This window comes from Ruminococcus sp. NATIVEDY161 (genome assembly GCF_045819895.1).
GTDB lineage: Bacteria > Bacillota > Clostridia > Oscillospirales > Acutalibacteraceae > Ruminococcoides.
The window spans coordinates 55,932-79,734 of record NZ_CP162392.1 but is presented as its reverse complement, the minus strand read 5'-3'; the positions used below and the strand labels follow the sequence as shown (position 1 = coordinate 79,734).

General features: G+C 44.5%; 21 protein-coding genes. 7 read left to right on the top strand and 14 right to left on the bottom strand.

The genetic code is table 11. The annotated features are described in order from the left end of the window. Positions 1-127 precede the first annotated feature (127 nt). On the top strand, positions 128-3,106 hold the full coding sequence (locus AB1I50_RS00340; RefSeq protein ID WP_407724241.1) for an acyltransferase: 2,979 nt from the start codon (positions 128-130) through the stop codon (positions 3,104-3,106). A 104-nt stretch (positions 3,107-3,210) separates the two neighbouring features. Next, on the top strand, positions 3,211-4,932 hold the full coding sequence (locus AB1I50_RS00335) for a phospho-sugar mutase (protein ID WP_407724240.1): 1,722 nt from the start codon (positions 3,211-3,213) through the stop codon (positions 4,930-4,932). A 947-nt stretch (positions 4,933-5,879) separates the two neighbouring features. Here the strand turns inward: AB1I50_RS00335 and AB1I50_RS00330 are convergent. Then, positions 5,880-6,128 (bottom strand): helix-turn-helix domain-containing protein, encoded by a 249-nt coding sequence (locus tag AB1I50_RS00330; protein WP_092965399.1) that lies wholly within the window; start codon positions 6,126-6,128, stop codon positions 5,880-5,882. Between the two features lie 501 nt (positions 6,129-6,629). Between AB1I50_RS00330 and AB1I50_RS00325 the strand changes: the two genes are divergently transcribed. Together AB1I50_RS00325 and AB1I50_RS00320 are read left to right on the top strand one after the other, a co-directional pair. Beyond that, entirely contained in the window at positions 6,630-7,130 is a 501-nt protein-coding gene (locus AB1I50_RS00325; RefSeq protein WP_407724239.1) for an RNA polymerase sigma factor, read from the top strand. A 5-nt stretch (positions 7,131-7,135) separates the two neighbouring features. Next, positions 7,136-9,229 carry a beta-propeller domain-containing protein gene (locus tag AB1I50_RS00320; RefSeq protein ID WP_407724238.1) on the top strand — a complete coding sequence of 698 codons (2,094 nt, stop codon included), beginning with the start codon at positions 7,136-7,138 and terminating at the stop codon, positions 9,227-9,229. A 51-nt stretch (positions 9,230-9,280) separates the two neighbouring features. Here AB1I50_RS00320 and rpiB read toward each other — a convergent pair whose 3' ends face one another. The 4 genes from rpiB to AB1I50_RS00300 are packed head-to-tail and all read right to left on the bottom strand — an operon-like array spanning position 9,281 to position 12,528. Continuing rightward, positions 9,281-9,730 (bottom strand): ribose 5-phosphate isomerase B, encoded by a 450-nt coding sequence (gene rpiB / locus AB1I50_RS00315; RefSeq protein ID WP_407724237.1) that lies wholly within the window; start codon positions 9,728-9,730, stop codon positions 9,281-9,283. After that, on the bottom strand, positions 9,727-10,437 hold the full coding sequence (tsaB, locus tag AB1I50_RS00310) for a tRNA (adenosine(37)-N6)-threonylcarbamoyltransferase complex dimerization subunit type 1 TsaB (RefSeq protein WP_407724236.1): 711 nt from the start codon (positions 10,435-10,437) through the stop codon (positions 9,727-9,729). Before tsaB ends, rpiB begins: the two co-directional genes overlap by 4 nt. Beyond that, entirely contained in the window at positions 10,437-10,859 is a 423-nt protein-coding gene (gene tsaE, locus AB1I50_RS00305; RefSeq protein ID WP_407724235.1) for a tRNA (adenosine(37)-N6)-threonylcarbamoyltransferase complex ATPase subunit type 1 TsaE, read from the bottom strand. The genes tsaB and tsaE overlap by 1 nt, the downstream gene beginning before the upstream one ends. Position 10,860: 1 nt before the next feature. After that, positions 10,861-12,528, bottom strand: coding sequence for a formate--tetrahydrofolate ligase (locus tag AB1I50_RS00300; RefSeq protein ID WP_407724234.1), 1,668 nt, complete (start codon positions 12,526-12,528; stop codon positions 10,861-10,863). Positions 12,529-12,708: 180 nt separating this feature from the next. Here AB1I50_RS00300 and AB1I50_RS00295 point away from each other — a divergent pair, with 180 nt between their 5' ends. Beyond that, the gene (locus tag AB1I50_RS00295) at positions 12,709-13,830 is read left to right on the top strand and encodes an FtsW/RodA/SpoVE family cell cycle protein (RefSeq protein WP_407724233.1); all 1,122 of its coding nucleotides are present in this window, start codon (positions 12,709-12,711) and stop codon (positions 13,828-13,830) included. 13 nt (positions 13,831-13,843) lie between these two features. Here the strand turns inward: AB1I50_RS00295 and AB1I50_RS00290 are convergent, their stop codons facing one another. The 4 genes from AB1I50_RS00290 to AB1I50_RS00275 all read right to left on the bottom strand — a co-directional run bounded on the left by AB1I50_RS00290 (position 13,844) and on the right by AB1I50_RS00275 (position 17,443). Beyond that, entirely contained in the window at positions 13,844-15,097 is a 1,254-nt protein-coding gene (locus AB1I50_RS00290; protein WP_407724232.1) for a CdaR family protein, read from the bottom strand. Then, on the bottom strand, positions 15,094-15,948 hold the full coding sequence (gene cdaA / locus AB1I50_RS00285) for a diadenylate cyclase CdaA (RefSeq protein WP_407724231.1): 855 nt from the start codon (positions 15,946-15,948) through the stop codon (positions 15,094-15,096). Before cdaA ends, AB1I50_RS00290 begins: the two co-directional genes overlap by 4 nt. Before the next feature lie 131 nt (positions 15,949-16,079). Further along, complete coding sequence (locus AB1I50_RS00280) at positions 16,080-17,219, bottom strand: aminotransferase class V-fold PLP-dependent enzyme (protein ID WP_407724230.1); 1,140 nt, start codon at positions 17,217-17,219, stop codon at positions 16,080-16,082. Then, positions 17,216-17,443, bottom strand: a complete 228-nt coding sequence (locus tag AB1I50_RS00275) for a putative Se/S carrier protein (protein WP_407724229.1) — start codon at positions 17,441-17,443, stop codon at positions 17,216-17,218. The genes AB1I50_RS00280 and AB1I50_RS00275 overlap by 4 nt, the downstream gene beginning before the upstream one ends. A 167-nt stretch (positions 17,444-17,610) precedes the next feature. Between AB1I50_RS00275 and AB1I50_RS00270 the strand changes: the two genes are divergently transcribed. Then, positions 17,611-19,122 (top strand): YdcF family protein, encoded by a 1,512-nt coding sequence (locus AB1I50_RS00270; protein WP_407724228.1) that lies wholly within the window; start codon positions 17,611-17,613, stop codon positions 19,120-19,122. A 167-nt stretch (positions 19,123-19,289) separates the two neighbouring features. Beyond that, entirely contained in the window at positions 19,290-20,771 is a 1,482-nt protein-coding gene (locus AB1I50_RS00265) for a DUF1846 domain-containing protein (RefSeq protein ID WP_407724227.1), read from the top strand. An 83-nt stretch (positions 20,772-20,854) separates the two neighbouring features. On the opposite strand, the gene AB1I50_RS00260 is transcribed toward AB1I50_RS00265, so the two are convergent. The 5 genes from AB1I50_RS00260 to dapA all read right to left on the bottom strand — a co-directional run bounded on the left by AB1I50_RS00260 (position 20,855) and on the right by dapA (position 23,802). Next, positions 20,855-21,334, bottom strand: coding sequence for a hypothetical protein (locus tag AB1I50_RS00260; RefSeq protein WP_407724226.1), 480 nt, complete (start codon positions 21,332-21,334; stop codon positions 20,855-20,857). Positions 21,335-21,368: 34 nt separating this feature from the next. Then, positions 21,369-21,791 (bottom strand): S24/S26 family peptidase, encoded by a 423-nt coding sequence (locus tag AB1I50_RS00255; protein WP_407725347.1) that lies wholly within the window; start codon positions 21,789-21,791, stop codon positions 21,369-21,371. Continuing rightward, positions 21,784-22,044, bottom strand: coding sequence for a PqqD family protein (locus AB1I50_RS00250; protein ID WP_407724225.1), 261 nt, complete (start codon positions 22,042-22,044; stop codon positions 21,784-21,786). The genes AB1I50_RS00255 and AB1I50_RS00250 overlap by 8 nt, the downstream gene beginning before the upstream one ends. Before the next feature lie 36 nt (positions 22,045-22,080). Beyond that, positions 22,081-22,842, bottom strand: coding sequence for a 4-hydroxy-tetrahydrodipicolinate reductase (gene dapB, locus AB1I50_RS00245; RefSeq protein WP_407724224.1), 762 nt, complete (start codon positions 22,840-22,842; stop codon positions 22,081-22,083). A gap of 63 nt (positions 22,843-22,905) precedes the next feature. Beyond that, positions 22,906-23,802, bottom strand: a complete 897-nt coding sequence (gene dapA, locus AB1I50_RS00240; protein ID WP_407724223.1) for a 4-hydroxy-tetrahydrodipicolinate synthase — start codon at positions 23,800-23,802, stop codon at positions 22,906-22,908. Position 23,803 lies beyond the last annotated feature (1 nt).

The window sequence follows — 23,803 nt, the reverse complement described above, 5'->3', positions numbered from 1 at the left end:
CTGTCATTTTGAGCAATTCGAAATGACGGCTTTTATATTTGAAAAACCATTTTAATTCTATTTTGTATTTATTATTTTAACAATATATGATAAAATATTAGGGAATATAAAAATCAGGAGCGTGACTATGGATATTAAAAAACTCGAACGGCGCGACAGCTCGCTTGACATAATCAGAATTGTCGCCGCCTTTACTGTTTTATCCGTGCATTTCTTCTTGCACAACGGATTTTACAGTGAAACCGTAACAGGCATGGAACCTCTTGAAGGTCTTTTCTCGTTCTTCTCGACCGGCAACTATTCCGACCTGCACGGTCCGCAGATGTTCCTAATGATACAAATGCGAGTATTATTCGGCGTTTGCGTACCGCTGTTTATGATATTGACCGGTTATTTGATGAGTAAAAAGGAGCTCAGCCGGAGCTACTATAAGGGAATCAGAAAAACTCTGATTATCTTTGTGCTCGCAACAATTTTCTGTATGGTGTTTAAGTCGATTCACGAGACGCCATCGGCTAAAGCCGCTTTTTACAACTTCAACTTTGAAGCGATGTTTGAAGCTATTAAGGGCACGGGTAAATACGACCTTAAGCACTACATCCTCGGAACACTGGACTTTACCGGAGCAAACTACTCATGGTATATCGAGATGTACATCGGCTTGTTCCTTATAGCACCGTTCTTAAACCTCGCTTTTAACAAGCTTAAGACCAAAAGGCAAAGACAGGTGCTTGTCGCCTCTTTCCTTTTCCTAACCATGATTCCCACGGTGTTCAACATCTTTAACTTTGACACCGCTACGTGGTGGATGAATCCCACTCAAAACGACACCTTCCAAAAGCTTGTTCCGTCGTTCTGGATGGGCGTATATCCTGTCACCTACTACTTTATAGGCGCATATATAAGAAGGTACGGAATCAGACTAAAGACTAAGCCTATGCTTATTCTTTTCTTAATCTGCCAGTTCCTTTTCGGCGCTTTCTGCTTCTTCAGAAGCTACGGCACAACCTTTAAGTCGGGCACGTATGTATACTGGTACGGCTTTGAGCCCTGCGTACTCGCAACGCTTTTGTTTACACTGCTAAGCAGAATCAAAACAAAAGACTGGAATCCGACAGTCAAAATTGTACTGTGGAAGATTTCCGACTTAGCGCTTGGTATATACCTGATGTCGTTTGTATTTGACAGCCTAATTTACGATGTGCTCAAAAAGAGCGTACCCGTTATGGTTGACAGACTTCCGTATTACTTCATAACGGTTCCGCTGTGCTTCATCCTCTCGATGATAGCTTCGTTCATCTTAAATTTGCTCGAAAAGCTGATTGTTATTATCTACGAAAAAATCAAGGCTTATGTGGTTAAGCAAAAGTCTATGTCTGACAAGCTTTTCTGGCAGGATATATTCTTTGCGGCAATGCTTATTGCAGGACTGATTTTCTCAATCTGGAAAACCCAGTTCGGCTTCGGCGGATATGACGAATCGTTCTATCATACAATCCCGAAACGTCTGCTTATGGGCGACGCTCTGTTTGTAGATGAGTGGAACTTGTCGCAGATGTCGGCAATTTTGCAGCTTCCGTTCGTATGGCTCTACACAACAATCGCAGGCTCTACCGAGGGAATTGTTTACGCCGCGAGAGTATTCTATGTAATTGTTCACGCAGGCGCGTCGGTGCTGATTTATACAAGGCTCAGAAAGTACGGCTACCTTTCTGCAATCGGCAGCGCATTGTTCTTCATCTTCACTCCCTACAACATCATGGCGCTGAGCTACGATTCAATGGGACTTGGACTCGTGACAATTGCAGGCGTATTAATTGCCACGGCGGATTACAACAAAAAGCTGTGGATAATCCTGAGCGGACTGGCGTTTGCAGGAGCGGTTCTTTGCTGTCCGTACCTCGCGATTGCGTATATTATATACGCGGCTTGTATGGTTGTGCATATTGTTATAAAAAACCGCAATATTAAATTTGTACTTTCAAGCGAGATGTTCTCGCTGAGAACATTCCTGTTCTTCACACTCGGCGCAGGCATTTTGGCGGTTATTTTCCTCGCGTTTGTACTGCCGAAGGCAGGCTTTGGCGGAATTTTCGAAAATCTCCCCTATATGCTCGACGATCCCCAGCATGCTTCAACCTCGCTTGGTTCAAAGCTCGGAAAGTACTTCGAATACTTCTACAAATGTCACCCGTTCTTCAAGTATTCGCTTTACACCTACGGTGTTATGCTTATCGTGCTTATCTTTGACCGCAAAAGAAAGCTTCACCGTTCGCTGTATTTGATTGTTACAACCGCGGTTGTAATTTTCACCTATGTTCTTCTGCTCGAAACACTCCATTCGACAACCTACAACGCAATAATGTTCCCGATGATATTTATCGGAATAACATCATATATTCTCTGCGACAACAAGCCCAGAGAGCTGTTTGCAGGACTGTTTGTGCTCGGAATAATCTACTCGTTCTGCGTGCACATCACCTCGAACCAGTACTTCTATATTATCTCAATGGCACTGGCGGCTTCAAACGTTGCAAGCTACATTTTCCTGGCTCAGCTTATCAGGGATATGAAGGAAAGCCCTGACAACATCACCTACGCTGTATGGGTTAAGAGATTCAGCTTTATATTCGTAGCGTTTATGATTTTCCTTCAGGGAGCGTTCCAAATCGGCTCAAAGGCAAGGCACGTGTTCTGGGACGGACAGCCCGATACTCTCACCGAGAAAATCGAGGAAGGCCCTGCCGCAGGAATCTATACAACACCACAAAACAAGGACTCTTATACAACTATTTACAGCGACTTTAAGAACGCTTATGAGAACAAGCCCGAGGGCAACATCCTGATTATGAGCGACAAAACCTGGCTTTACCTCGCCGCAGAGGATATGCCCTACGGAACCTTCTCAGCTTGGCTTGCAGGCGAAAATCCGAGCACACTCGCAAGGCTCGACAAATACTACACCGTAAATCCCGACAAAACTCCTAAGTACATCTACGTTCCGAAGGACTCAAAGTGGGATTTCGAACAAATCAAATCTCAGGCTGTCAAGCTCGGATATAAAGAAAAAGAGAGCGCTCACAGCTATCAGTTTGAGAAAAAATAATAGTTGTACGTCTGAATAAAGTGTTGTAATTTTCGGCGCTTTATGGTATATTTAACTTGTAAAAATTATGCGTAATAAAACTATAATATCGGAGGGATTTTATTATGGAAATTATGAGCTTATACAATTCCTGGCTCGAAAACGCTACCGAGGATAAAGACCTTATCACCGAGCTTGAGAGCATTAAGGGTGATGAAAACGAGATTTACGAGCGTTTTTACACCGCGCTTAAATTCGGCACAGCAGGTTTGAGAGGCGTTATCGGCGCAGGTACAAACAGAATGAACATCTACGTTGTTCGTCAGGCTACCCAAGGCTTGGCAAACTATGTTCTTAGCAAGTACGGCAAGGGTTCTGTCGCTATTTCTCACGACAGCAGAATTAAGGCAGATTTGTTTATGAACGAAGCTGCAAGGGTTCTTGCCGCCAACGGAATTAAAACCTACATTACAACTGAGCTTCAGCCCACTCCCGTGCTCTCCTACCTCGTTCGTTACTTCAAGTGCCGGGCAGGTATTATGGTAACGGCAAGCCACAATCCCGCTAAATACAACGGCTACAAGGCTTACGGTGAGGACGGCTGTCAGATGACAGACAACGCCGCGGCGGCTGTTTATGACGAAATCCAGAAGCTCGATATGTTTAACGACGTAAAGACAATGGACTTTGACGAGGCTATCGAAAAAGGTCTTATCGAGTATGTTGACGACAGCGTTTATGAAACTTACCTCGACGAGGTTATGAAGCAGCAGGTTAACCCCGGAATCTGCAAGGGTTCGGGCTTAAAGGTTGTTTACACTCCCCTTAACGGCGCAGGCAACAAGCTTGTAAGAAAAATTCTTAACAGAATCGGCGTTGAGAAAGTTACCGTAGTTCCCGAGCAGGAAATGCCCGACGGAAACTTCACCACCTGCCCCTATCCCAACCCCGAAATCAGAGAAGCTCTTGCAAAAGGACTTGAGCTCTGCGAAAAGGTTAAACCCGACCTGCTCCTTGCAACGGATCCCGACTCTGACCGCGTAGGTATCGCCGTAAAGGACTTTGACGGCAGCTACAGACTTATCTCAGGTAACGAGGACGGTGTAATGCTCACAAACTACATCCTCTCCTGCAAAAAGGAACAAGGCGTTCTCCCCGAAAACCCCGTTGTAGTAAAGACTATCGTTACAACCAAGCTTATTAATAAGCTCTGCGAAAAGTACGGCTGCGAGCTTAAAAATGTGCTCACAGGCTTTAAGTACATCGGTGAGGTAATCCTTAACCTCGAAAAGAAAGGCGAAGAAAACCGCTATCTGTTCGGCTTTGAGGAAAGCTACGGCTACCTCGCAGGAACTTACGTAAGAGATAAGGACGCTGTTGTAGCATCAATGCTCATTTGCGAAATGACCGCTTACTACAGAAAGCAGGGTATCTCGCTTGCTCAGATGATTGACGACCTTTACAAAGAGTACGGCTACTACCTCAACCAAACCTTTGCGTTTGAGTTTGAAGGCGCCGCGGGTATGCAGAAGATGAGCGACATTATGTCGGGCGTAAGAGCAGACCTTCCGAAGGCGGTTGACGAGTACAAGGTTGTTAAGGTCAGCGACTATAAGCTTAAAAAGGAAACCGACCTTATCACCGGCGAGACTACCGACATCACCCTCCCCACCTCAAACGTTATCGCGCTTAACCTTGAAGGAGACAACGGCGTTATCATCCGTCCGAGCGGCACAGAGCCTAAAATCAAGCTCTATATTACAGCTGTCGGCAAGGACAAGGACGACGCGCTTGCAATTTGCTCAAAGCTTGTAAGCTCTGCTAAGAGCATTTTGGGTATTGAATAAAACATTAACTAAATAAAATTACAGCCTGTATCAAAGCACAACGCTTGATACAGGCTGTTTTTTATGTACTCGACAAAAGAGGCGGCAAACGCTGCCGCCTCTAAAAGATTCAATTAATCCTTACCCGATTGGGTTCGGTCAAATTATACTAAACTGTTCTTTGGACTCATCTCCGAAAATAAATTTATCTAAAGAAAACTAAGGTATTACATTGGACCGTTCTCCATTCGTTAAATTACCGAAATAAAATTTAACTGTACATAGGACTAATCTCCTGACATAAGATTTATATTAAAAAGAAAACTTAAATTCTCATTGGTCTATACCCGTTAAATATCAGTTTAATAAGCTCCAAAATATTAAATTGTAAAAAGTCGTACCCAGCCCAATTACAAATGGCTTCAACCTAAACCCTTTAACCAAGGCGACAAGCTTTTCATCTATATAAACATTATGAAAGCATTTAATTTACTTCTTATAAGTAAGCTCATCACGAACAAAACACGCCTGACTCAAAATCCAAAATATGTTTCAAAACATTAAAATAATCATCTGTTTCGACTTAGCTAAAAAACTTAAATCTCCCCCAAAGCATTGGGGCTTAACAGTTGGGCGGTAAGCTCCGGATAAAATCTTTAATGTGATTGATAAAAGGAATCTTAACTTTCATATCTAAGACCTCCTGTCTTTTATCTTGTCTATATTTTACCAAATAAAATTAACATTGTCAATACTTTTTATAAAAATATTTTAAATTTTATTTTTCAAATTACTATTGAAGAATTAAAAAATATGTGTTATAATAAGAATTGTGAGGGCGATAATCACCCGCACAACATCCCCAATATTAGGGGATTTTTTTATTTTAAGCGATTAAAAAGCTATAAACAATTTAAAAGAAAAAGAGAGCTGATAAATCAGCTCCCGGAATCAGCCAAAGGAATATATTACTTTTCTCTGCCGAGCAAATAGTCCACCGATACCTCAAGGATATCTGCAAGAGCTACAAGCTCAACATCTGTTACAAATCTAATCTGACCTTCAAGCTTTGAAAGACCGGATGCGTTCATATCAACACCGTTAACCTGAAGCTGTGCGAGAAGTTCCTTCTGCTTCATACCCTTTTGCTTTCTCACAAGCTCTACACGATTACCTACAAGGTTTCTGTCTCCCAATTCCTGCTTACGTAATCTCATTTTTTACTCTCTCCAAATCTAAGTTGTTTTAATTCTTTGTGAAAATTCTTATAAAATATTCTAATAAAATATTCTTAAAAAAAATTCTCCAAAAACATTATGGGACTATTATAATACTTTCAAAGAAAAAAAACAAGCCCTTTTTGTAAATAAATTTAAAAAAATGAAATTTTTTATCGTTTTTAGTTACAATCTGAGAACCGATTGTGCATATCGCCGTCTACTATCCGTTTTTATATTTATCTTTTTATTTATCTTAACTACAATCATCACCTCTGTGGAATGTTGTTAAGTCTGTTAAAACTCAACTTTTTCTTTGTGGAAGATTGTTAGATATGTTAAAGAGCCGTATTTTTGACTAATTATTACAACAAATTACAGTTTGTAATCTTTGACTTTACAAAATCTCATATACATTTTTTCGATTATTTTCATTTTTATTGCAACACTTCTCCCCTATTTTCGCACTATATATATGAACGATATCGTTGGAGGTCAGTTATGGATAACGATTTAGTAAAAAGAGCGCGAAACGGCGACAAAACCGCCTTCGCAAAGCTCTACATATCATATAAGGACAAGCTGTACCGCTACGCTTATTTTAAGTTGGGCAATACGCATGACGCTATGGACGCAGTATCAAACTGCATAACTCAGGCTTATTTGAGTATTTATTCCTTAAAAAGCGAAAAAGCCTTTTCGGCGTGGATATTTAAGATACTTTACCGCGAGTGCTGTACAATTCTCAGTAAGAAGGCGGTTGACAGTCAAATTCAGGATATTGACAGACTTAATATCGAATCACCGCAAGGCGTAGAGCTTGCTCCTGAGCTCAAAGAAGCGCTGTCCATATTATATGACGATGAAAAAGACATTGTACTCTTGTCGGTAATCGCGGGCTATAACAGCAAGGAACTCGGCAGTATGCTGGGAATAAAAGCCGCTACAGTCAGATCAAAGCTCAGCCGCGCGCTTGCCAAGATGAGAAAGTATTTGGAGTGATAGTTATGACAAATAACGATTTTGATTTTATAAAGCAAAGGTTTAACGAGAGCCCTGTTAACGCTCCCGAACAGCTTAATGAAGAATTTGTTACAGAACAAATCAATAACATTGAGCCGTTTAAAGAAAAGAAAAATCACAAAAAGCTTATCATAAGCGTTTCAATCGCTGCAGGTATTGCAATTCTTCTTGTAAACGCGATACTGATTACGAGCATATTCGGTGTTTTTAATAACGGTTCATTCTCCTTCGGCAACTTATTTAACCGCGGCAGCAACGGAATTGCCTTAACCGCCAACATCAAGAGCTTTGCAAACTACGAAGAGATAAAAAATATGCTGCACAATGTATTCGTTTATGACAACTATTTTGAATATGACGAAAGCGATGGACCGGTATTCGGCAACGACCTTGGCTCAATAAACGAAGCTTCCCCACCAAGCTTAGGCTCATCCGGCGAAGCCGGTGGATTAAACAGTACCTATACTCAGGTTCTCGGAGTTGACGAAGCGGATACAATCAAAACCGACGGCGAATACATATATTATATGGACACCGACCGCACAATCAGCATTATTAAAACCGACAACGGAAAAACTCAGTTTATAACTAAAGTTGAAAAGCCCATAACAAAAGAAATTGCCGAATCGTATTTTTCTGATTTTTACATTTATAACGACAAGCTTATTGCGCTGATTAGTTCAAGGAATCCTTCAACAAGTAATTCCGGATACAACACCGGAGTTTATCTTTACGATATATCTGACAAAAGAAATATAACTCTTTCAGACAGATTTATTCAGTGCGGTGCGTATTGTTCATCGAGGATGATTGACAATAAGCTGTATGTTGTTTCGTACGCGTACGCGAATGACGAGGATTTTATTCCTTATGTTTTCGATAATAAGTCTACAGATGATGAAGCAAACAAAAAGCAGCTCGAACCTGAAAATATTTATTCCGTCGAAAACCCGTCAAGAAAAAGCTTTGCGGTAGCAAGCTTCATTGATGTCGATGAATCGGCTCACGCGGTAACTACAAAGGCGTTTTTAGGCTCGGCAAATGAAATATACTGCAATACCGAAAACCTTTATATAACGGCGCGAAATAACGTTTGGCTTGAACAGCTTAACAGCAGTTCAAATTACGACGAAAACATCGCACAGGAATTTACTCCCAAGGAATACACGCAAATCGTCAAGGTAAAGTTAAATGAAAAGCTTGATTTTGCCGCTTCCTGTAAAGTAAACGGCTATATTATTAACCAATATTCGCTCGATGAGTACAACGGTAATGTGAGGGTAGCCACAACCTCGTCATACGGCGTAATGAAAACAAACAACCTCTATGTGCTTGATTCAAATCTCAAAGGCTTGGGCAAGGTCACGGGCTTTGCGAAAAACGAGGATATTCAGGCAGTCAGGTATGTTGAGGACACCGCGTTTGTCATTACCTATCTCGAAATTGATCCGCTGTTTATTATTGACCTCTCCAATCCGCGAAAGCCCGAGATTACCGGCTCGGTAGACATCAGCGGATATTCCACGCTGATTGTTCCGGTTGACAAAAACACAATCCTCGGAATCGGCTACGGCTCAGAAAACACCGAATTGAATATTAACGACGGCGTAAAAATCGTTACCTTTGATATAAGCGACAAAAGCGCTCCGAAGGTGCTCGATACCAAGACTTACGATTACTGCTATTCGGCGGTTCAGTACAATCCCAAGGCTCTGCTTGTTAACTTTGAGCGCGGAGATTTTACAATACCGCTGAATTACGAAAAATATGGTTACATCGACTATGACGATTATCCCGACAGCTCTTATAAAGAGGCTTCAACTACAGACCGTCACAGCGGCGTGCTGAATTTCAGAGTAGATGACGGAAAGATAAATGTTATTGACAACTACGTTTCCGGCGAATTCGGATATTATACAGCGAATACTGTGGTTGACCGTTGCGTATATATCGGTGATTACATCTATATGCTCGGCGTAAACATAGCGTATGACGAGGATTACTATGAAAAAGGGTATATTAATCCTCCCGAAGATTATGAAGCCGAGCTTGTTATTGACAGTGTAAAATATAAATAGACAAAGCAAAAGGGCGGTCAATGACCGCCCTGATTTTTTGCTGTTATAGTATTATGCTTCAAATGTACCGTTTTCAATCTCGGTAAGCATAGCCACACGTTTGTCGTGTCTGCCGCCCTCCTCGGGGGTATTGAGGAAAATATCGGTGTATTTTACCGCTTCCTCCTCAGACATTACTCTGCCGCCCATACAAAGGATGTTGGCGTGGTTGTGACGTCTGGTCATCTCCGCGCCGAAGGCGTTGTTCACAACCGCCGCGCGGACGCCCTTGACCTTGTTAGCCGCCATTGAAATTCCGATTCCCGTGCCGCAGCAGAGAATTCCGAGCTCACATTCGCCCGAAGTTACAGCCTTTGCAACCTTGTAGGCGTAAATCGGATAATCTACGCTGTCCTCGCTGAACGTGCCGAACTCCTTGTACTCAATTCCCTTTTCGTCAAGATACTTTTTAATGGCGGTAATAAGGTTAAATCCGCCGTGATCGCATCCAAGTGCTATCATTTTTGTCCACTCCCTAATCTTTTGTTTAGTTCCCTTTGCGCCTGCGGAAGCCGCAGATAAGTCGGCATAAGCTCCGCAGGTGACATGGTTTTATCTTCTGAAATGCTCTTAAACGCCGCCATAGCCGTTGAAGCGGCAGTTTGCACCCGATTATTAATCGGCGCTAAAAATACGTTAGAAAGCGAATTTTCAAGGAATTTAGCGCAAAGCTCAGCGCCGTCTCCGACAAGTATAATTTTATCGGTGATTTTTTCGAGCTCAAGCTTTAGGTCACTCAGCGCAAGCGCTCTGTCCTCGCAAAGCCTTTCAATATTAGCTCCGCTGATTTTGAAAAGAGCGTTATAGACCTGACTGCACCTTGCGTCCATAACAGCGCACACAACGCAGTCGTTACCGAGCATATTGTATGCCATACTCTCAAGTGTCGAGACCGACACGCACGGCGTGTTGTTCTTAAACGCCATACCCTTAACCGCCGCAACGCCGATTCTGACTCCGGTAAACGAGCCCGGGCCTGCGTTAACGGCAAAGTAATCAATCTCGTCCATATCCGTGCGCGTTGTCTTTAGCACCTGCTCCACCATGGGAACAAGCGTCTGGCTGTGCGTCAGCGCGGTGTTTGTATAGAACTCTCCGAGTATCTTATCCTCGGTCGCAAGGCAGACAGACGCCGCCGTTGCCGAGGTATCTACAGCGAGAATTTTCATTAATCAAACGCTCCCTCAATCTCAAATATCCTCTGATTATCGCTTTCTCCGCGTGATATTGTAATCTTAACCGCGTTTTCGGGCAAAGCGCCCTCGATGTTTTCGCTCCACTCAATCACAAGCACGCCGTTATCTATATAATCAAAGAAACCGGTGGAATACAAATCGTCCCAAGTGGTAACCCTATACATATCAAAGTGGTAAATATTATATTTACCGCCGTACTCGTTAACCAGTGCAAAGGTCGGGCTTGATACGCCTTCGTCAACGCCCAAGCCGCGGCACAAACCCCTTGTAAACGCGGTCTTACCCATTCCGAGACCTCCAAACAGAGCGATTACCTCAGTGCCCTTTAGCTTTTCGGCAATCCTCTCTCCTATCTTTTCAGTCTCCTCGGGGCTGTTGGAAATAAGCCTGTCCATATCAGAACAATCCGACAATCTTACCGTCGGAGTTAACGTCAATGCTGTGAGCCGCAGGAACCTTGGGAAGTCCGGGCATTGTCATAATATCGCCTGTGTAGACTACCACAAAGCCTGCACCGTTTGAGAGCGAAACATTTCTTACAGTAATTTCGAAGTCCTTAGGAGCGCCAAGGAGTGAAGGATCATCTGACAGCGAATACTGGGTTTTAGCGATGCAGACAGGCAGGCTGTCGGCGCCGAGCTTTTGAACCTCAGCGATTGCCTTTTCTGCCTGAGTTGTATAGTTAACACGCGCAGCACCGTAGATGTTCTTTGCGATGCAGTCGATTTTCTCCTTAACGGTCAGGTTATCGGGATAAAGCGTGCTGAAGTCTGAGGGCTTTTCGCAAGCCTCAACTACCTTCTGAGCCAGCTCAATTCCGCCGTCGCCGCCCTTGCCGAATACCTCGGAAAGCGCAAAGTCAGCACCCTTTTCAACGCAGTACTGCTCGATATATTTAAGCTCGGCGTCGGAATCCGTACCAAAGCGGTTGATAGCAACAACAACCGGCACATTGTATTTGCGCATATTCTCAATGTGAACGCCGAGGTTTACGATACCCTTTTTAAGCGCTTCGAGGTTCTCGCTTGATACCTCTGTCTTGGGAACGCCGCCGTTATATTTAAGTGCGCGGCAGGTTGCAACCAGCACGATTGCCGAGGGCTTTAGGCCTGCGTAGCGGCACTTGATGTCGAGGAACTTCTCCGCTCCGAGGTCTGAGCCGAAGCCTGCCTCGGTAATGGTGTAGTCGGCAAGCTTAAGCGCGAGCTTTGTAGCCCTTACACTGTTACAGCCGTGAGCGATATTCGCGAAAGGTCCGCCGTGCATAACCGCAGGAGTGCCTTCTAAGGTCTGAACAAGGTTAGGCTTGATAGCGTCCTTCAAGAGCGCTGTCATTGCGCCGTCAGCCTTGAGGTCGCTTGCGTAAACAGGCTCGCCCGAATATGTGTAAGCTACAAGAATTTTGCCGAGACGCTTTTTCAAGTCGTCAATATCCGCCGCAAGGCAGAGAATTGCCATAACCTCAGAGGCAACGGTGATGATGAAGTGGTCCTCTCTGGGAATTCCGTTGACCTTGCCGCCGAGACCTACAATAATATTTCTGAGTGCGCGGTCGTTCATATCAAGACAGCGCTTAATTAAAATCCTTCTGGGGTCGATTCCGAGTGTATTTCCCTGCTGGAGATGGTTGTCGAGCATAGCACAGCAGAGGTTATTAGCGGAAGTAATCGCGTGCATATCGCCTGTAAAGTGCAGGTTGATGTCCTCCATGGGAAGCACCTGGGCGTATCCGCCGCCTGCGGCTCCTCCCTTAATTCCGAACACAGGGCCGAGTGAAGGTTCTCTGAGCGCGATAATAGCCTTTTTGCCGATTTTAGCCATTGCCTGACCGAGACCTGCGGTGGTAGTGGTCTTGCCCTCACCTGCCGGAGTCGGGTTAATTGCAGTTACCAAAATGAGCTTGCCGTCGGGGTTATCCGCAACACGTGCGCTGAGCTCGTCGGAAAGCTTAGCCTTGTATTTTCCGTAGAATTCAAGCTCGTCCTCATTAATCCCCAAGCCTGCGGCTACCTCTTTGATTGGCAGAAGCTTCGCCTGCTGAGCAATTTCGATATCAGAAAGCATAGTATTACCTCCATAAAATAAAAATATGCTGAATAAATATAGTCATTCTTCAACGCTTACCATTATAACAAAAAAATAATTTATATTATTCCATTTTGAAAATATACTTGATATTGTGGCGATATTTTATTATAATACTAATTGGTAATTATTGGTATTTTATAAAAAGGCGGAGATTTTTTGAAAAACACAGCGCAAAAATTGCATTTTTACTTAAAAACAACAGATACAAGGCTTTGGGCGCAGGTTTTGGCGGCGATATGCTACAGCATTTTGCTGATAGCGAGTATGCAGCGCTCGGGCGACTACAACTATGTCAAAACCCAGCTTGCCGCGGTTTTAATCGGCTTTACGGCGGCTGTAATAATTTCAAACGCTGACTATAACTATATAATTGATAAGTGGTATGTCGCGGCAATAATCGCCGTTTTACTCGCTGTGCTTGTGTTTATATTCGGAATTCGGGTTAGCGGCACAGACGACACGGCGTGGATAAACGTTTTCGGCTACACAATTCAGCCGTCGGAGTTCATTAAAATCTGCTTCATCATCACACTGACAAAGCACTTTTCGGTATTGAAAGAAAAAGAGTTGTTAAACAAGCTCTGGGCGGTACTCAGCCTGTGCGCTCACGCAATAATCCCAATGGCGGTTATCCACATTCAGGGCGACGACGGAACTGTTCTTTTATTCGCTCTTGTATTTATAGTAATGTGCCTATGGGCAGGAATTAAGCTTAGATACTTTGCGGTTTTCGGCGCGATTACTGCGGCGCTTGTACCGCTGATTTGGGGCTTTGTAATGAACGACGAGCACCGCAACCGTCTGCTTGCCCTATTCTTCCCCGATGAAAGCACGGTTACCGGCTACGGATGGCAGCAGTATCAGGGCAAGCTCTCAATTGCGGGCGGCGGACTTTTCGGAAGCGGTATTTTTAACGGAAACAGAGTTCAGCGTGGAATTGTCCCCGAGCAGGAAAATGACTTTATACTGACAGTCGCAGGAGAGGAGCTCGGGTTTATCGGCTGTATAATCGTACTTGTCTTGCTGTTATTTATAATGCTGAGAATTCTGAAAACCGCCAAAAATTCCGCAGATTACCGCGGAAAGCTGATTTGCGGCGGAGTTTTCGCGCTTATAGCCTCGCAGGTAATTATAAACCTCGGAATGGTGCTCGGCTTTTTCCCTGTTATCGGCGTAACGCTTCCGCTGTTCAGCTCGGGCGGAAGCTCGGTTATCTGCGTATTAATATGTATCGGCTTGGTTCAAAGCGTTTACACATTAAAAAAGGAGTACCCGTAGGTACTCCTTAATTTTATGATTCTGTGATTGTCAGGTTCGCCTGATATTTTCCGTAAGCCCAACAGCTTGTGGCAGAGCTGAACTTAAACGAAACGGGCATTTGAACCGAACCGGTCTTTCCGTTTGCGTCTGTGGTGTCAATTACCGCGGTAATCTTGTCTGCGGTCAGAGCGTCAATCTCAGACTTAGGACCGACAACCGTAACAGTAATACTCTTTGATGTTACCTCAGATTTATACTTTGACAGCAAGCCCTCAACCGAGAAGGTTTCAACGTCAAACTGCTTAACCGACATAGAGCTCAAATCAAGCGTTACCGAAACAGTATTGTTATCGCTGATATTCTTACAGCTGTCGAGCACATCAAAGCTGAGCGCGTCAAACTTTGCAACGTCGTTTTTGAGCGTTGAGAAGTCAATCGCCTCAATATTAACCGCCTTAACGTTTTCAATAATTTCCTTAGGACCTGCAAGCAGAATACTCGAGGGATTAATCGTAATCATATCCTCGGTAATGTCAAGTCCGCTCGGCTTGTTGATGAATACCGGCTTAAGCGGAACGGTCTTTTCGGGCATAACCTCAACCTTAACCGCCATTGTGGTAAAGCTGAGAGTCAAAAGCTTTTGCGGAAGCTCATTGTTGTTTTCATCGTAAAGAACAATCTGGGCTACTACCTCTTTTTCCTCGGTAAGTTCGCCTTCGATTGTGCCTTTTGCAACAACCTTTTTTATCTTCATAACCTCGCTTTGAGGTCCTGAAATTTTCAGCTCCTTATACGGCATTGAGGTTGAGCCGTAATAGCCGTTTTTAACGCTGTATTCCAAGCCGTCCTGAATACTGAACGTACCTTCCTTAAAATAATCGACAACAACGTTAATCGACGATGGCGTGTTGCTGACAATCTGGAAATTGCTCGAAGGGTTTGCCTTGGTGGCTGATACCGGCAGAGTATAATTGCCGGTGGTGGAAACAGAGCTTGCGGAAGCGGTAACAATCAAATCGGATTCGGTGATTTGACCGAGCATTGTGCGGTTACCCGAAAGCGTTACCGAGGCGGTGGTTGTATCGCCTGAAAAGACCTGAAGTCCGAGGTCCTTCGCGCTGTCGGAAAGCTCCGTTTGTATCGGAAGATTACTGATAGTCACGTTAGTATCGTTCACAGAGTTCATACTCATATAAACCCAAATTCCGAACGAAACTATAAGAGCGAGTACCAGCAAAAAATAGTTGTTTTGAAAAAGCTTTTGGGTGAAGGAGGATTTTTTCATTTGGACTTCCTCCCTCTTTTAAATCTCAAATTGTTAACGTCCTCGAATTCGTCGAGCAAAAGCTCGTTGAGTTTTTTAATCAGCGTATCCCTTGTGTAATCCCTCGTGAGCTCGCCGTCAAAGGCAAGTGAGATTACGCCGGTTTCCTCGCTGACAACAAGCACAACCGCGTCGCTCTGCTCGCTCATACCGAGAGCGGCTCTGTGACGTGTTCCGAGGTTGATGTCAACGTCGTTATTGCTTGTCAGAGGAAGAATACATCCTGCGGCAAAAAGCTTGCCGTCGCGGATAATAGCCGCGCCGTCGTGGAGCGGAGCTTTGTTAAAGAAGATATTGCCGAAAAGCGCAACCGAGGTTTCGGCGTCAACAATAGTACCGGTCGCCGCGATATCGGACATCATTGTCTCACGCTCAAAGATAATCAAAGCGCCTGTGCGCGAATGTGAGAACAGCGTTGCGGTGTCGGCGGCATCGACGATGGACTTTCTGACTTTCTTTTCCCATTCGTCGCCCTTACCCTGCTTAAAAGCGCTTATCAGCCTGCCCCAAGTGTTCTTTCTGCCCATCTGTTCAAGGGCTTTTCGAATTTCGGGCTGAAAAATTATAGCGATTAAAACAACCGATGCCTCGAAGAACGCCCGTAAAAGTGATGAAAGCATTACAAGACCGAAAAGCGAGGAGAAGAAGTAAACGATAAACAGCACGAGTACTCCCTTTAAAAGCTGAACCGCTCTGGTCTCGCGGACGAGCCGGAAAAGCCCGAAGATAATAAAGGCGATTGCCAGAATATCTATTATATCGCGAAACTGGATTGTTTTGAATAACGAAAGAAAGTTATCAAAAAATTCCATTTCAGCTTTCATCTCCTTTCTCTAAGCAATCCTAAAAAAGAATTGCTTAACGTCTTGCACGGCACGATTAATAACAATCGCGTTTACTTTATTATTCTAACATATTATACGCTCTAATTGCAACCGTTTTTTCATACTTTTGAAATTTTATTCACCACATTCAAAAAATAATTAACCTGAGCGCGGTTATTGAACACCGAGGCCACTGCTCGGACGGTTCCTTTTTCAAGAGTTCCCATACTTTTATGGGCGAGCGGAGCGCAGTGAAGTCCTGCCCTGACGGCTATATTATTTTTATTAAGCCTTTGTGCGACCTCCTCGCAGTCCATATTCTTGATGTTAAAAGATATTACCGGAGCATAATTTCCGTTCAATGGAGAATCCGTATAAAGCTCCACCCTGCCGATGTTAGCAAGTCCGTCATAAAGCCTTCCGGTAAGCTGATTTTCGTAAGAGGATATATAATCCGTACCGCGTTTTAACACAAACTTTACTCCCTCGTTAAGCCCGGCAATTCCCGAGACATTCGGAGTACCGCTCTCGTATTTGTCGGGCAAAACATCAGGCTGGTTAATGTCCGCCGAAAAACTGCCTGTTCCTCCCTGAACAAGGCTGTCCGGGGTATGCTCTGAGTTTATTACCAAAACGCCCGTGCCCATAGGGCCGTAAAGCCCCTTATGACCTGCGGTGCATAAATAATCTATATCGCAGTTTTTAAGCGAGATATTCTCAATTCCTGCGGTTTGAGCCGCATCAACACAGAACAAAATTCCGTAAATTTTGCACATTGCGCCTATTCGCTTTATCGGAAGCTTTATTCCGAAAACGTTTGAGGCGTGGGTGCAGATAATCATTTTTGTTTTCGCGTTAATAAGCTCGCGAAAGTTACTTATCGTTTGCTCATCGTCGCCCTGAACAACCTTGGCGACGGAGTAGCTTACACCCTGCTTTTTAAGAGAAGCGACAGGTCGTAAAACCGCGTTGTGCTCCAAGGATGAAATAATAACGTGGTCGCCTCTTTTCAGCGTACCCTTTATTACCGTATTGAGCGCGGTTGTGCAGTTGTTAGTAAAAATTATATTCTCGGCGTTGTCCACATCAAAAAGCCGTCCGAGGTTTTCGCGGCACTTAAAAATAATCTCCGAGGATTTTATCGAAAGACCGTGACCGCTCCTGCCGGGATTGGCGCAGTTATTCATCGCGTAATTTACGGCGTTGACAACGATTTTCGGCTTTGGAAAGGACGTTGCGCCGTTATCAAAATATATCAATTGTAATCAACGGCAGACGCGCCGACAATCCTGATACCACTGTTCTTAATCAGCTCAAAAGCCCTCTCGTAATTATTCCTGACCTTTAGGCTGTAGCCGCACGAGCCCTTGCTTACGCCTGCCGGGGTTCTCACGGTTTGGGAGTATATTCCGTTTTTTCGTAAAATCTCCTTTGCCCTTAAAAGTCTTGTCATATTATTAAAAATAATTAAGTTTTTATCCATTGTTTCACCTTTTTCCAATTGCCAAAATACGGCATAAATTTGATATTTCTTTATAATATAATATGCGAGGAAAAATAATGGTGAAAATCCGACAGGTATATTATAGACAAAAGCTTGATTTTCTGTTATCATAAAACTAATAAAAATAAACTCAAACAGGAATCACTATGAAGAAGAAAAAAATAAAACCGAGATTCATATTTTTAATAGCCTCGCTGCTTATTCTTTCGGCAGGATTTCTTTCCTACGCGTTAATTACAGGCGGCAATTATCAAATAGGCGTAGTATACGGAATTGATTATATCGACAAAGACATAGAGTTTACCGAGCAGCCGAAAGCCGTAAGCTCCGATGAAAATATAGTTAAGGTAAAATCCATATACACCGTAACGGATTATTCGGGCGTACAGATTATTTGCGTAGAAACCCAAAGTGTAAATCAGGGAAAATGCAGCGTCGATATAGGCTATCGGTTACAGACAAATACACAAACCGTTAATCTGAAGTACGATTTGGAGGTACTGCCGACCGGGTTTATTTACGATTTAACAACCGACAGCTTTTCGGCTATGAAAATCGGAATTCATGTTGAAATGCTGTTTTTTATACTAATTACCGTAGTGCTTGTAATGTCATTTATCGAAAAATTCAAAAACGCCGATTTTTCGTACTCAATGGCGGTTTTGGGCGGCGTGATTCTGTTCAACGCCCTCTCGATATTAACAACATTGTCCGAGCCTTGGTTCTGGCAGGTTCACGGAAGTATAATCTCAGTACCGCTGCTGCTATCCCATGTTCTCAACAGCGGTTTCAGGTTTATCTCGATAACAACTATCCCGGTAATTTTGCTGGCGGCGGCGCTTTGCGTAAGCAACATAATACTGTTTAAAAAGGAAGGTTTTAAGCCGCACAACGCCCTCGGCTTTTTTATCGGTATCACCATACTCGCGGGATTTATAGTAGTTGAGCTAAGCGGAAATTACGAAAATATCCACTCGGAGTTCGCCTTTGCCGCACAGACTATTTTTAACTACAGCTCGGTATTTTTACTTTGCTACTTTGAGTGTATGCTCATATCCACGGCGTTTTGCGCTCTCGCGGCGACAAAGTACAAGGTGCCCTCAAACATCGACTACATCATAATCCTCGGCTGCTCATTAATGGGCGACGGCACTCCTACTCCGCACCTGATGGGCAGGATTCAGAGGGCGTATGATTTTGAAACCGGACAGTACGGCTCCACCGGCAAGCACGCAAAGTATGTACCCTCGGGCGGTCAGGGCAGCGATGAGGTTGTCAGCGAGGCGGAGAGTATGAGGCGCAAGCTTGTTGAGCTCGGAATTGACGAGGGCATGATAATCAAGGAGGACAAATCCGTCAACACCTTTCAGAATATGCTGTTTTCAAAAAGGGCTATCGAGAAGGACTGCGGAAACATCGACGGCGTAAACATAGCCTTTTCAACGACAAACTACCACGTTTTCAGGGGCTATACGCTCGCGAAAAAGGTGGGAATGAAGGTAAAGGGCTTGTCAGCGAAAACAAAGCTGTACTTCTTCCCCAACGCCTTTATCAGGGAATTTATCGGACTTATTTGGGAGCAAAAGCTAAGGCATCTGCTCTTTGCCCTGTTTATAGTCGCGTCGCTTACAACACTTTATTTATTCATTTTTTATTAAGAGTATTAAAAACAAAGGCAGGCTTAAAGCGTTTACGGCTAAAGCCTGCCTTTTGGCAAAGAAAAAATTTTTATTTTATCACTAACGAAAAATAAAAGATAATTTTTATTATATAATGTACTTTGTGATTTTGGGTGTATTGAAATATATTCTCTTTGGAGGAAAGTATGAAAATAGGATTTGACAACAACAAATATCTTGAAATGCAGTCACAGCATATCCGCGACAGAATTAAGCAGTTTGGTGACAAGCTCTACCTTGAATTCGGCGGAAAGCTCTTTGACGATTACCATGCCTCACGTGTACTGCCCGGCTTTAAGCCCGACTCAAAGCTTCAAATGCTTATGCAGTTAAAGGATGAAGCGGAAATTGTAATCGTAATTAACGCCGACGATATCGAGAAAAACAAGGTCAGAGGCGACCTCGGAATCACCTATGATTTGGACGTTCTCAGGCTTATTGATTTGTTCAAGAGCCGCGGACTCTGCGTTGAGTCGGTTGTGCTGACAAGGTACGCCGAACAGCCCACAGCGGTTAAGTTTGAAAATAAACTCACTGAAAACGGCATTAGAGTTTATCACCACTACTCAATTCCGAACTACCCCACCGACGTAGATTTGATTGTAAGCGACAACGGCTACGGAAAAAACGATTATGTTGAAACCTCGCGCAGACTCGTTGTAATCACAGCTCCCGGACCGGGTTCAGGCAAAATGGCGGTTTGCCTTTCTCAGCTTTATCACGAGCACAAGCACGGCGTGGAGGCAGGCTATGCAAAGTTTGAGACCTTCCCCATCTGGAATCTTCCGCTTAAGCATCCCGTTAATGTTGCTTATGAAGCGGCTACCGCCGATTTGAACGACGTCAATATGATAGACCCGTTCCACCTTGAAGCTTACGGAAAAACAGCCGTCAACTATAACCGCGATATCGAGATTTTCCCTGTTCTCAACACAATGTTCGAGCAAATTCTCGGCAAATCTCCGTACAAATCCCCGACCGATATGGGCGTAAATATGGCAGGCAACTGCATTATTGACGACGAAGCCGTTTGTGCCGCCGCAAATCAGGAAATTATCAGACGTTACTATCAGGCGCTTTCAAACAACACCAAGGGCGTCGGTAACTCGGACGAAGCATATAAAATCGGTCTTTTGATGAAGCAAAACAAGCTGACAACCTCAGACAGACCGGTTGTCGCCGCAGCGTTAAAAAGAGCCGAGGAAACAGGCGCTCCTGCCGCGGCAATTGAGCTTGACGACGGCAAGCTGATTACAGGTAAGACAAGCAACCTGCTCGGCGCATGCTCGGCAATGCTGCTTAACGCGCTTAAGTCCTTGGCGGAAATTCCCGACAAGGTTGACATTATCGATCCGGCAGTTATCGAGCCCATCCAAAAGCTTAAGGTTGACCACTTCGGTTCAGCTAATCCGAGACTTCATACAGACGAGATTTTAATTGCTCTTTCGATGTCTGCGGTTACCAACCCCACCGCAAAGCTTGCGATGGATCAAATCAAAAAGCTTCGCGACACCGACGCTCACGCGACGGTTATTTTGTCGGAAACCGACACGCGCACACTCAAAAAGCTCGGCATAAGACTTACTACCGAGCCTGCGTACGAAACCGACAGACTTTACAGAAAATAAGTGCAGATGGGAACATCTATCCGCATTTGGACACGTAATTATACATATAAAAAAGTTCGGCTGAAAAACAGTCGAACTTTTTTTTAGTCTGCAATAAACGGAAGCTCATATTCTTCCGTCGGTATTTCAAAATCATAGCTGCTTCCCGAGGAAGTGTCCACATCAACCTTTGAGCTGTTGCCGTTGCCGCCTGCGGTTGATTGCGAAGTCTTGCTTGAATTCGCGTTTGAGCTTTTTGCGGAATTGCCGTTTGAGCTTTGCTGAGTGTTATTGTTTGAAGCCGAGCCATTGTTATTCTCGACTTTCGCTTCATTACTTCCCGAATTCTGAACCGAGCTGCTCTGAGAAGATTTTGACTCTGCCGAGCCGCCCTGCTGCGAAGCCGCGGTTGTGCTCTGAACAGTCGCAGCCGCAGTGGTAGGCTGAACCGTCGTAGCCGCCGAAGTTGTCGGCCGGGTTACAGGCGCAGTCGTTCCTGACTCCTTGTCTCCCTCTCCGCAAGCGGAAAAAGAAAACGCGAGTATAATTGCCAAAGCGAGTAATAGTACGATTTTTCTATTCATATATTCCTCCGTAAAAGGTTGTATTTGACGCAAGTTAAGGCTTAAGGTGCTTAATCAGTAAGCCGCCTTTATTCTTTATTCGAATAATAGACCGTCTAAGCGGCAATAACTTTACATAAGACTTAAACTCGGGAGAATTGACCGGAATTGTCCTGCCTTCCCTGACTATATCTGTAAGTACGCCGATAATATGCCTGTCGGTAATACCGCGCTCGATAAACGCGCGGTTGTCGCCGCAAATATAGTATTCGCCGTTTTTTATCTTGACAATACGGTGCAGAACATACTGACCGCTGTCGCGCTTATAAAGCGGAATATCGTTCTTTTTCAGCGGCGCTGTAACCTTTTTAATCACCAGCAAATCGCGCGGTTTAATCAGCGGATACATACTGTCGCCTACATTTGTATATACAAGCTGTCCCTGCTCGTTAATAATATCCTCAAATTTTTTAGTCATCAATAGCGCCGATTCCTTTTAATTTTGAGATTACATCGCGGACGTCAGCCCTCATAACCTCTTTATCGCCGTCAAAACGGTTATAAAGCACTTCGACAATCTCATCTTCCGTAGTGTCGTTTTCAAGACAGTCCATAATAACCTCAACGCTTTTATTGCCCTGAACCAGTCCGTTAAACGGCGCGCCTGCCGTAGGTACAACCACAGCTTGACCGTCTATTGTATGCTTGATAAAATTTTGATTTAACTTCATATAATCTGTCCTTTTTCTATTAAAGAACAACGCAATTTATATTTTTGACGACAGCAGCTTGCCCATATCGTACATACCGGGCTGCTGACTTGCAAGGAACACCGCCGCATTGACAGCGCCTGCCGCGAACACTTCCTTTGACTGCGCCTGATGGGTAAGCGTTACGACCTCGTCGTGGCCTGCGAAAATCACCTCGTGCTCGCCCACGATACTGCCGCCGCGTATCGAGTGAATACCAATCTCGTTCTTAGCACGTTTTTTGCGGTAGGAATGTCTGTCGTACACGTACATCGGCTCCTGCTCCAAGGTTTCCGAGATTCCGTCGGCAATCATCAGCGCCGTTCCGCTGGGAGCGTCGAGCTTAAGGTTGTGGTGCTTTTCGACAATTTCAATGTCAAAGGTCGAGCCGAGCACCTTTGCCGCCTGCTTTGAAAGCTCAATCAAAAGGTTGATTCCGAGCGACATATTTCCCGAATAGAACACGGGAATTGACTTTGAGGCTTCCTTGATTTTTTCCACCTGCTCGGTCGAATAACCCGTTGTGCAGATTACGCAGGGCACTTTATTTTCAAGCGCGAAAGAAAGCATTCCGTCGAGCGCGGCAGGATTTGAAAAGTCGATGATAACATCGGGCGTTTTGTCAGCCTCGTCAAAGCTCTTGAAAACATCAAAGTCATATTTATTCTCACCGAAGGCGTCAACGCCGAACATCACCTCGGTCTCGGGATTTTCATTAACCGACTGCGCCACAAAATAACCCATCTTGCCGTTACAGCCGACAATAGCAATTTTTGTCATTTTAACTTCCCCTATCTTTAATTAATCAAGGGCGGATACAACGCTCCGCCCTAAGTTTTTTTATCAAATTTTATTGAGCAAATCGTACTTTGCAAGGCAATCCTTGAGGTCGTGATAACCCGCGACGCTCATCGGCACAAGCGGAAGCTTGCACTCGCCCGCGTCAAAGCCGAAGAGGTTCATAGCGGTCTTAATGGGAATGGGGTTAACATCACTGAACATAATGTTCATAAGCTCCAGATAATGGAAGTGGATCTTCTGAGCCTCGGCAAAGTTGTTTTCAAGGCATAGCTGGCAGATTTTGTGCATCTCTGCAGGGCAGATATTTGCAAATACCGAGATTACGCCGAGTGCGCCGAGCGACATAAACGGAACCGTCTGGTCGTCGTTGCCCGAGTAGATGTCGAGATTATCTCCGCAGAGCGAGCGGATAAGCGCAACCTGAGAGATGTTTCCGCTTGCTTCCTTAGCAGCCTTGATGTTAGGATGCTTGCAAAGCTCAGCGTAGGTCTTGGGCTGAATGTTACAGCCTGTTCTTGACGGAACATTGTAAAGAATAACGGGAAGGTCAACCGAGTCGGCAATCACGTTAAAATGCTTTACAAGACCTGACTGAGAGGTTTTGTTGTAGTACGGCGTAACGCTGAGGATAGCGTCGCAGCCCGACTCCTGAGCGGATTTCGAGAGCATAACGGCGGTTTTTGTGTCGTTGCTGCCTGTGCCGGCAATAACGGGAATTCTGCCGTTTATTTTCTCAGAAGCGTAAGCGATAACCTCGCAGTGCTCCTTCTCGGTGAGCGTAGCCGCCTCGCCTGTTGTACCGCAGATAATAATCGCGTCGGTGCCGTTTTCAACCTGGAACTCAAGCAGCTGTCCCAAAACGTCATAGTTTACACTTCCGTCTGACAATGTGGGCGTAATCAGCGCAACGCCCGAACCGGTAAAAATATGGTCTGCCATA

What these genes read in the sequence shown, in the direction of transcription:
- dapB (WP_407724224.1), bottom strand. Translation starts at nt 22,842, where the DNA reads ATGACAAAAATTGCTATTGTCGGCTGTAACGGCAAGATGGGTTATTTT.
- AB1I50_RS00300 (WP_407724234.1), bottom strand. Translation starts at nt 12,528, where the DNA reads ATGCTTTCTGATATCGAAATTGCTCAGCAGGCGAAGCTTCTGCCAATC.
- AB1I50_RS00265 (WP_407724227.1), top strand. Translation starts at nt 19,290, where the DNA reads ATGAAAATAGGATTTGACAACAACAAATATCTTGAAATGCAGTCACAG.
- rpiB (WP_407724237.1), bottom strand. Translation starts at nt 9,730, where the DNA reads ATGATAGCACTTGGATGCGATCACGGCGGATTTAACCTTATTACCGCC.
- AB1I50_RS00275 (WP_407724229.1), bottom strand. Translation starts at nt 17,443, where the DNA reads ATGGATAAAAACTTAATTATTTTTAATAATATGACAAGACTTTTAAGG.
- AB1I50_RS00335 (WP_407724240.1), top strand. Translation starts at nt 3,211, where the DNA reads ATGGAAATTATGAGCTTATACAATTCCTGGCTCGAAAACGCTACCGAG.
- AB1I50_RS00255 (WP_407725347.1), bottom strand. Translation starts at nt 21,791, where the DNA reads ATGACTAAAAAATTTGAGGATATTATTAACGAGCAGGGACAGCTTGTA.
- AB1I50_RS00340 (WP_407724241.1), top strand. Translation starts at nt 128, where the DNA reads ATGGATATTAAAAAACTCGAACGGCGCGACAGCTCGCTTGACATAATC.
- AB1I50_RS00320 (WP_407724238.1), top strand. Translation starts at nt 7,136, where the DNA reads ATGACAAATAACGATTTTGATTTTATAAAGCAAAGGTTTAACGAGAGC.
- AB1I50_RS00250 (WP_407724225.1), bottom strand. Translation starts at nt 22,044, where the DNA reads ATGAAGTTAAATCAAAATTTTATCAAGCATACAATAGACGGTCAAGCT.
- AB1I50_RS00325 (WP_407724239.1), top strand. Translation starts at nt 6,630, where the DNA reads ATGGATAACGATTTAGTAAAAAGAGCGCGAAACGGCGACAAAACCGCC.
- dapA (WP_407724223.1), bottom strand. Translation starts at nt 23,802, where the DNA reads ATGGCAGACCATATTTTTACCGGTTCGGGCGTTGCGCTGATTACGCCC.
- AB1I50_RS00260 (WP_407724226.1), bottom strand. Translation starts at nt 21,334, where the DNA reads ATGAATAGAAAAATCGTACTATTACTCGCTTTGGCAATTATACTCGCG.
- AB1I50_RS00270 (WP_407724228.1), top strand. Translation starts at nt 17,611, where the DNA reads ATGAAGAAGAAAAAAATAAAACCGAGATTCATATTTTTAATAGCCTCG.
- tsaE (WP_407724235.1), bottom strand. Translation starts at nt 10,859, where the DNA reads ATGGACAGGCTTATTTCCAACAGCCCCGAGGAGACTGAAAAGATAGGA.
- cdaA (WP_407724231.1), bottom strand. Translation starts at nt 15,948, where the DNA reads ATGGAATTTTTTGATAACTTTCTTTCGTTATTCAAAACAATCCAGTTT.
- tsaB (WP_407724236.1), bottom strand. Translation starts at nt 10,437, where the DNA reads ATGAAAATTCTCGCTGTAGATACCTCGGCAACGGCGGCGTCTGTCTGC.
- AB1I50_RS00330 (WP_092965399.1), bottom strand. Translation starts at nt 6,128, where the DNA reads ATGAGATTACGTAAGCAGGAATTGGGAGACAGAAACCTTGTAGGTAAT.
- AB1I50_RS00290 (WP_407724232.1), bottom strand. Translation starts at nt 15,097, where the DNA reads ATGAAAAAATCCTCCTTCACCCAAAAGCTTTTTCAAAACAACTATTTT.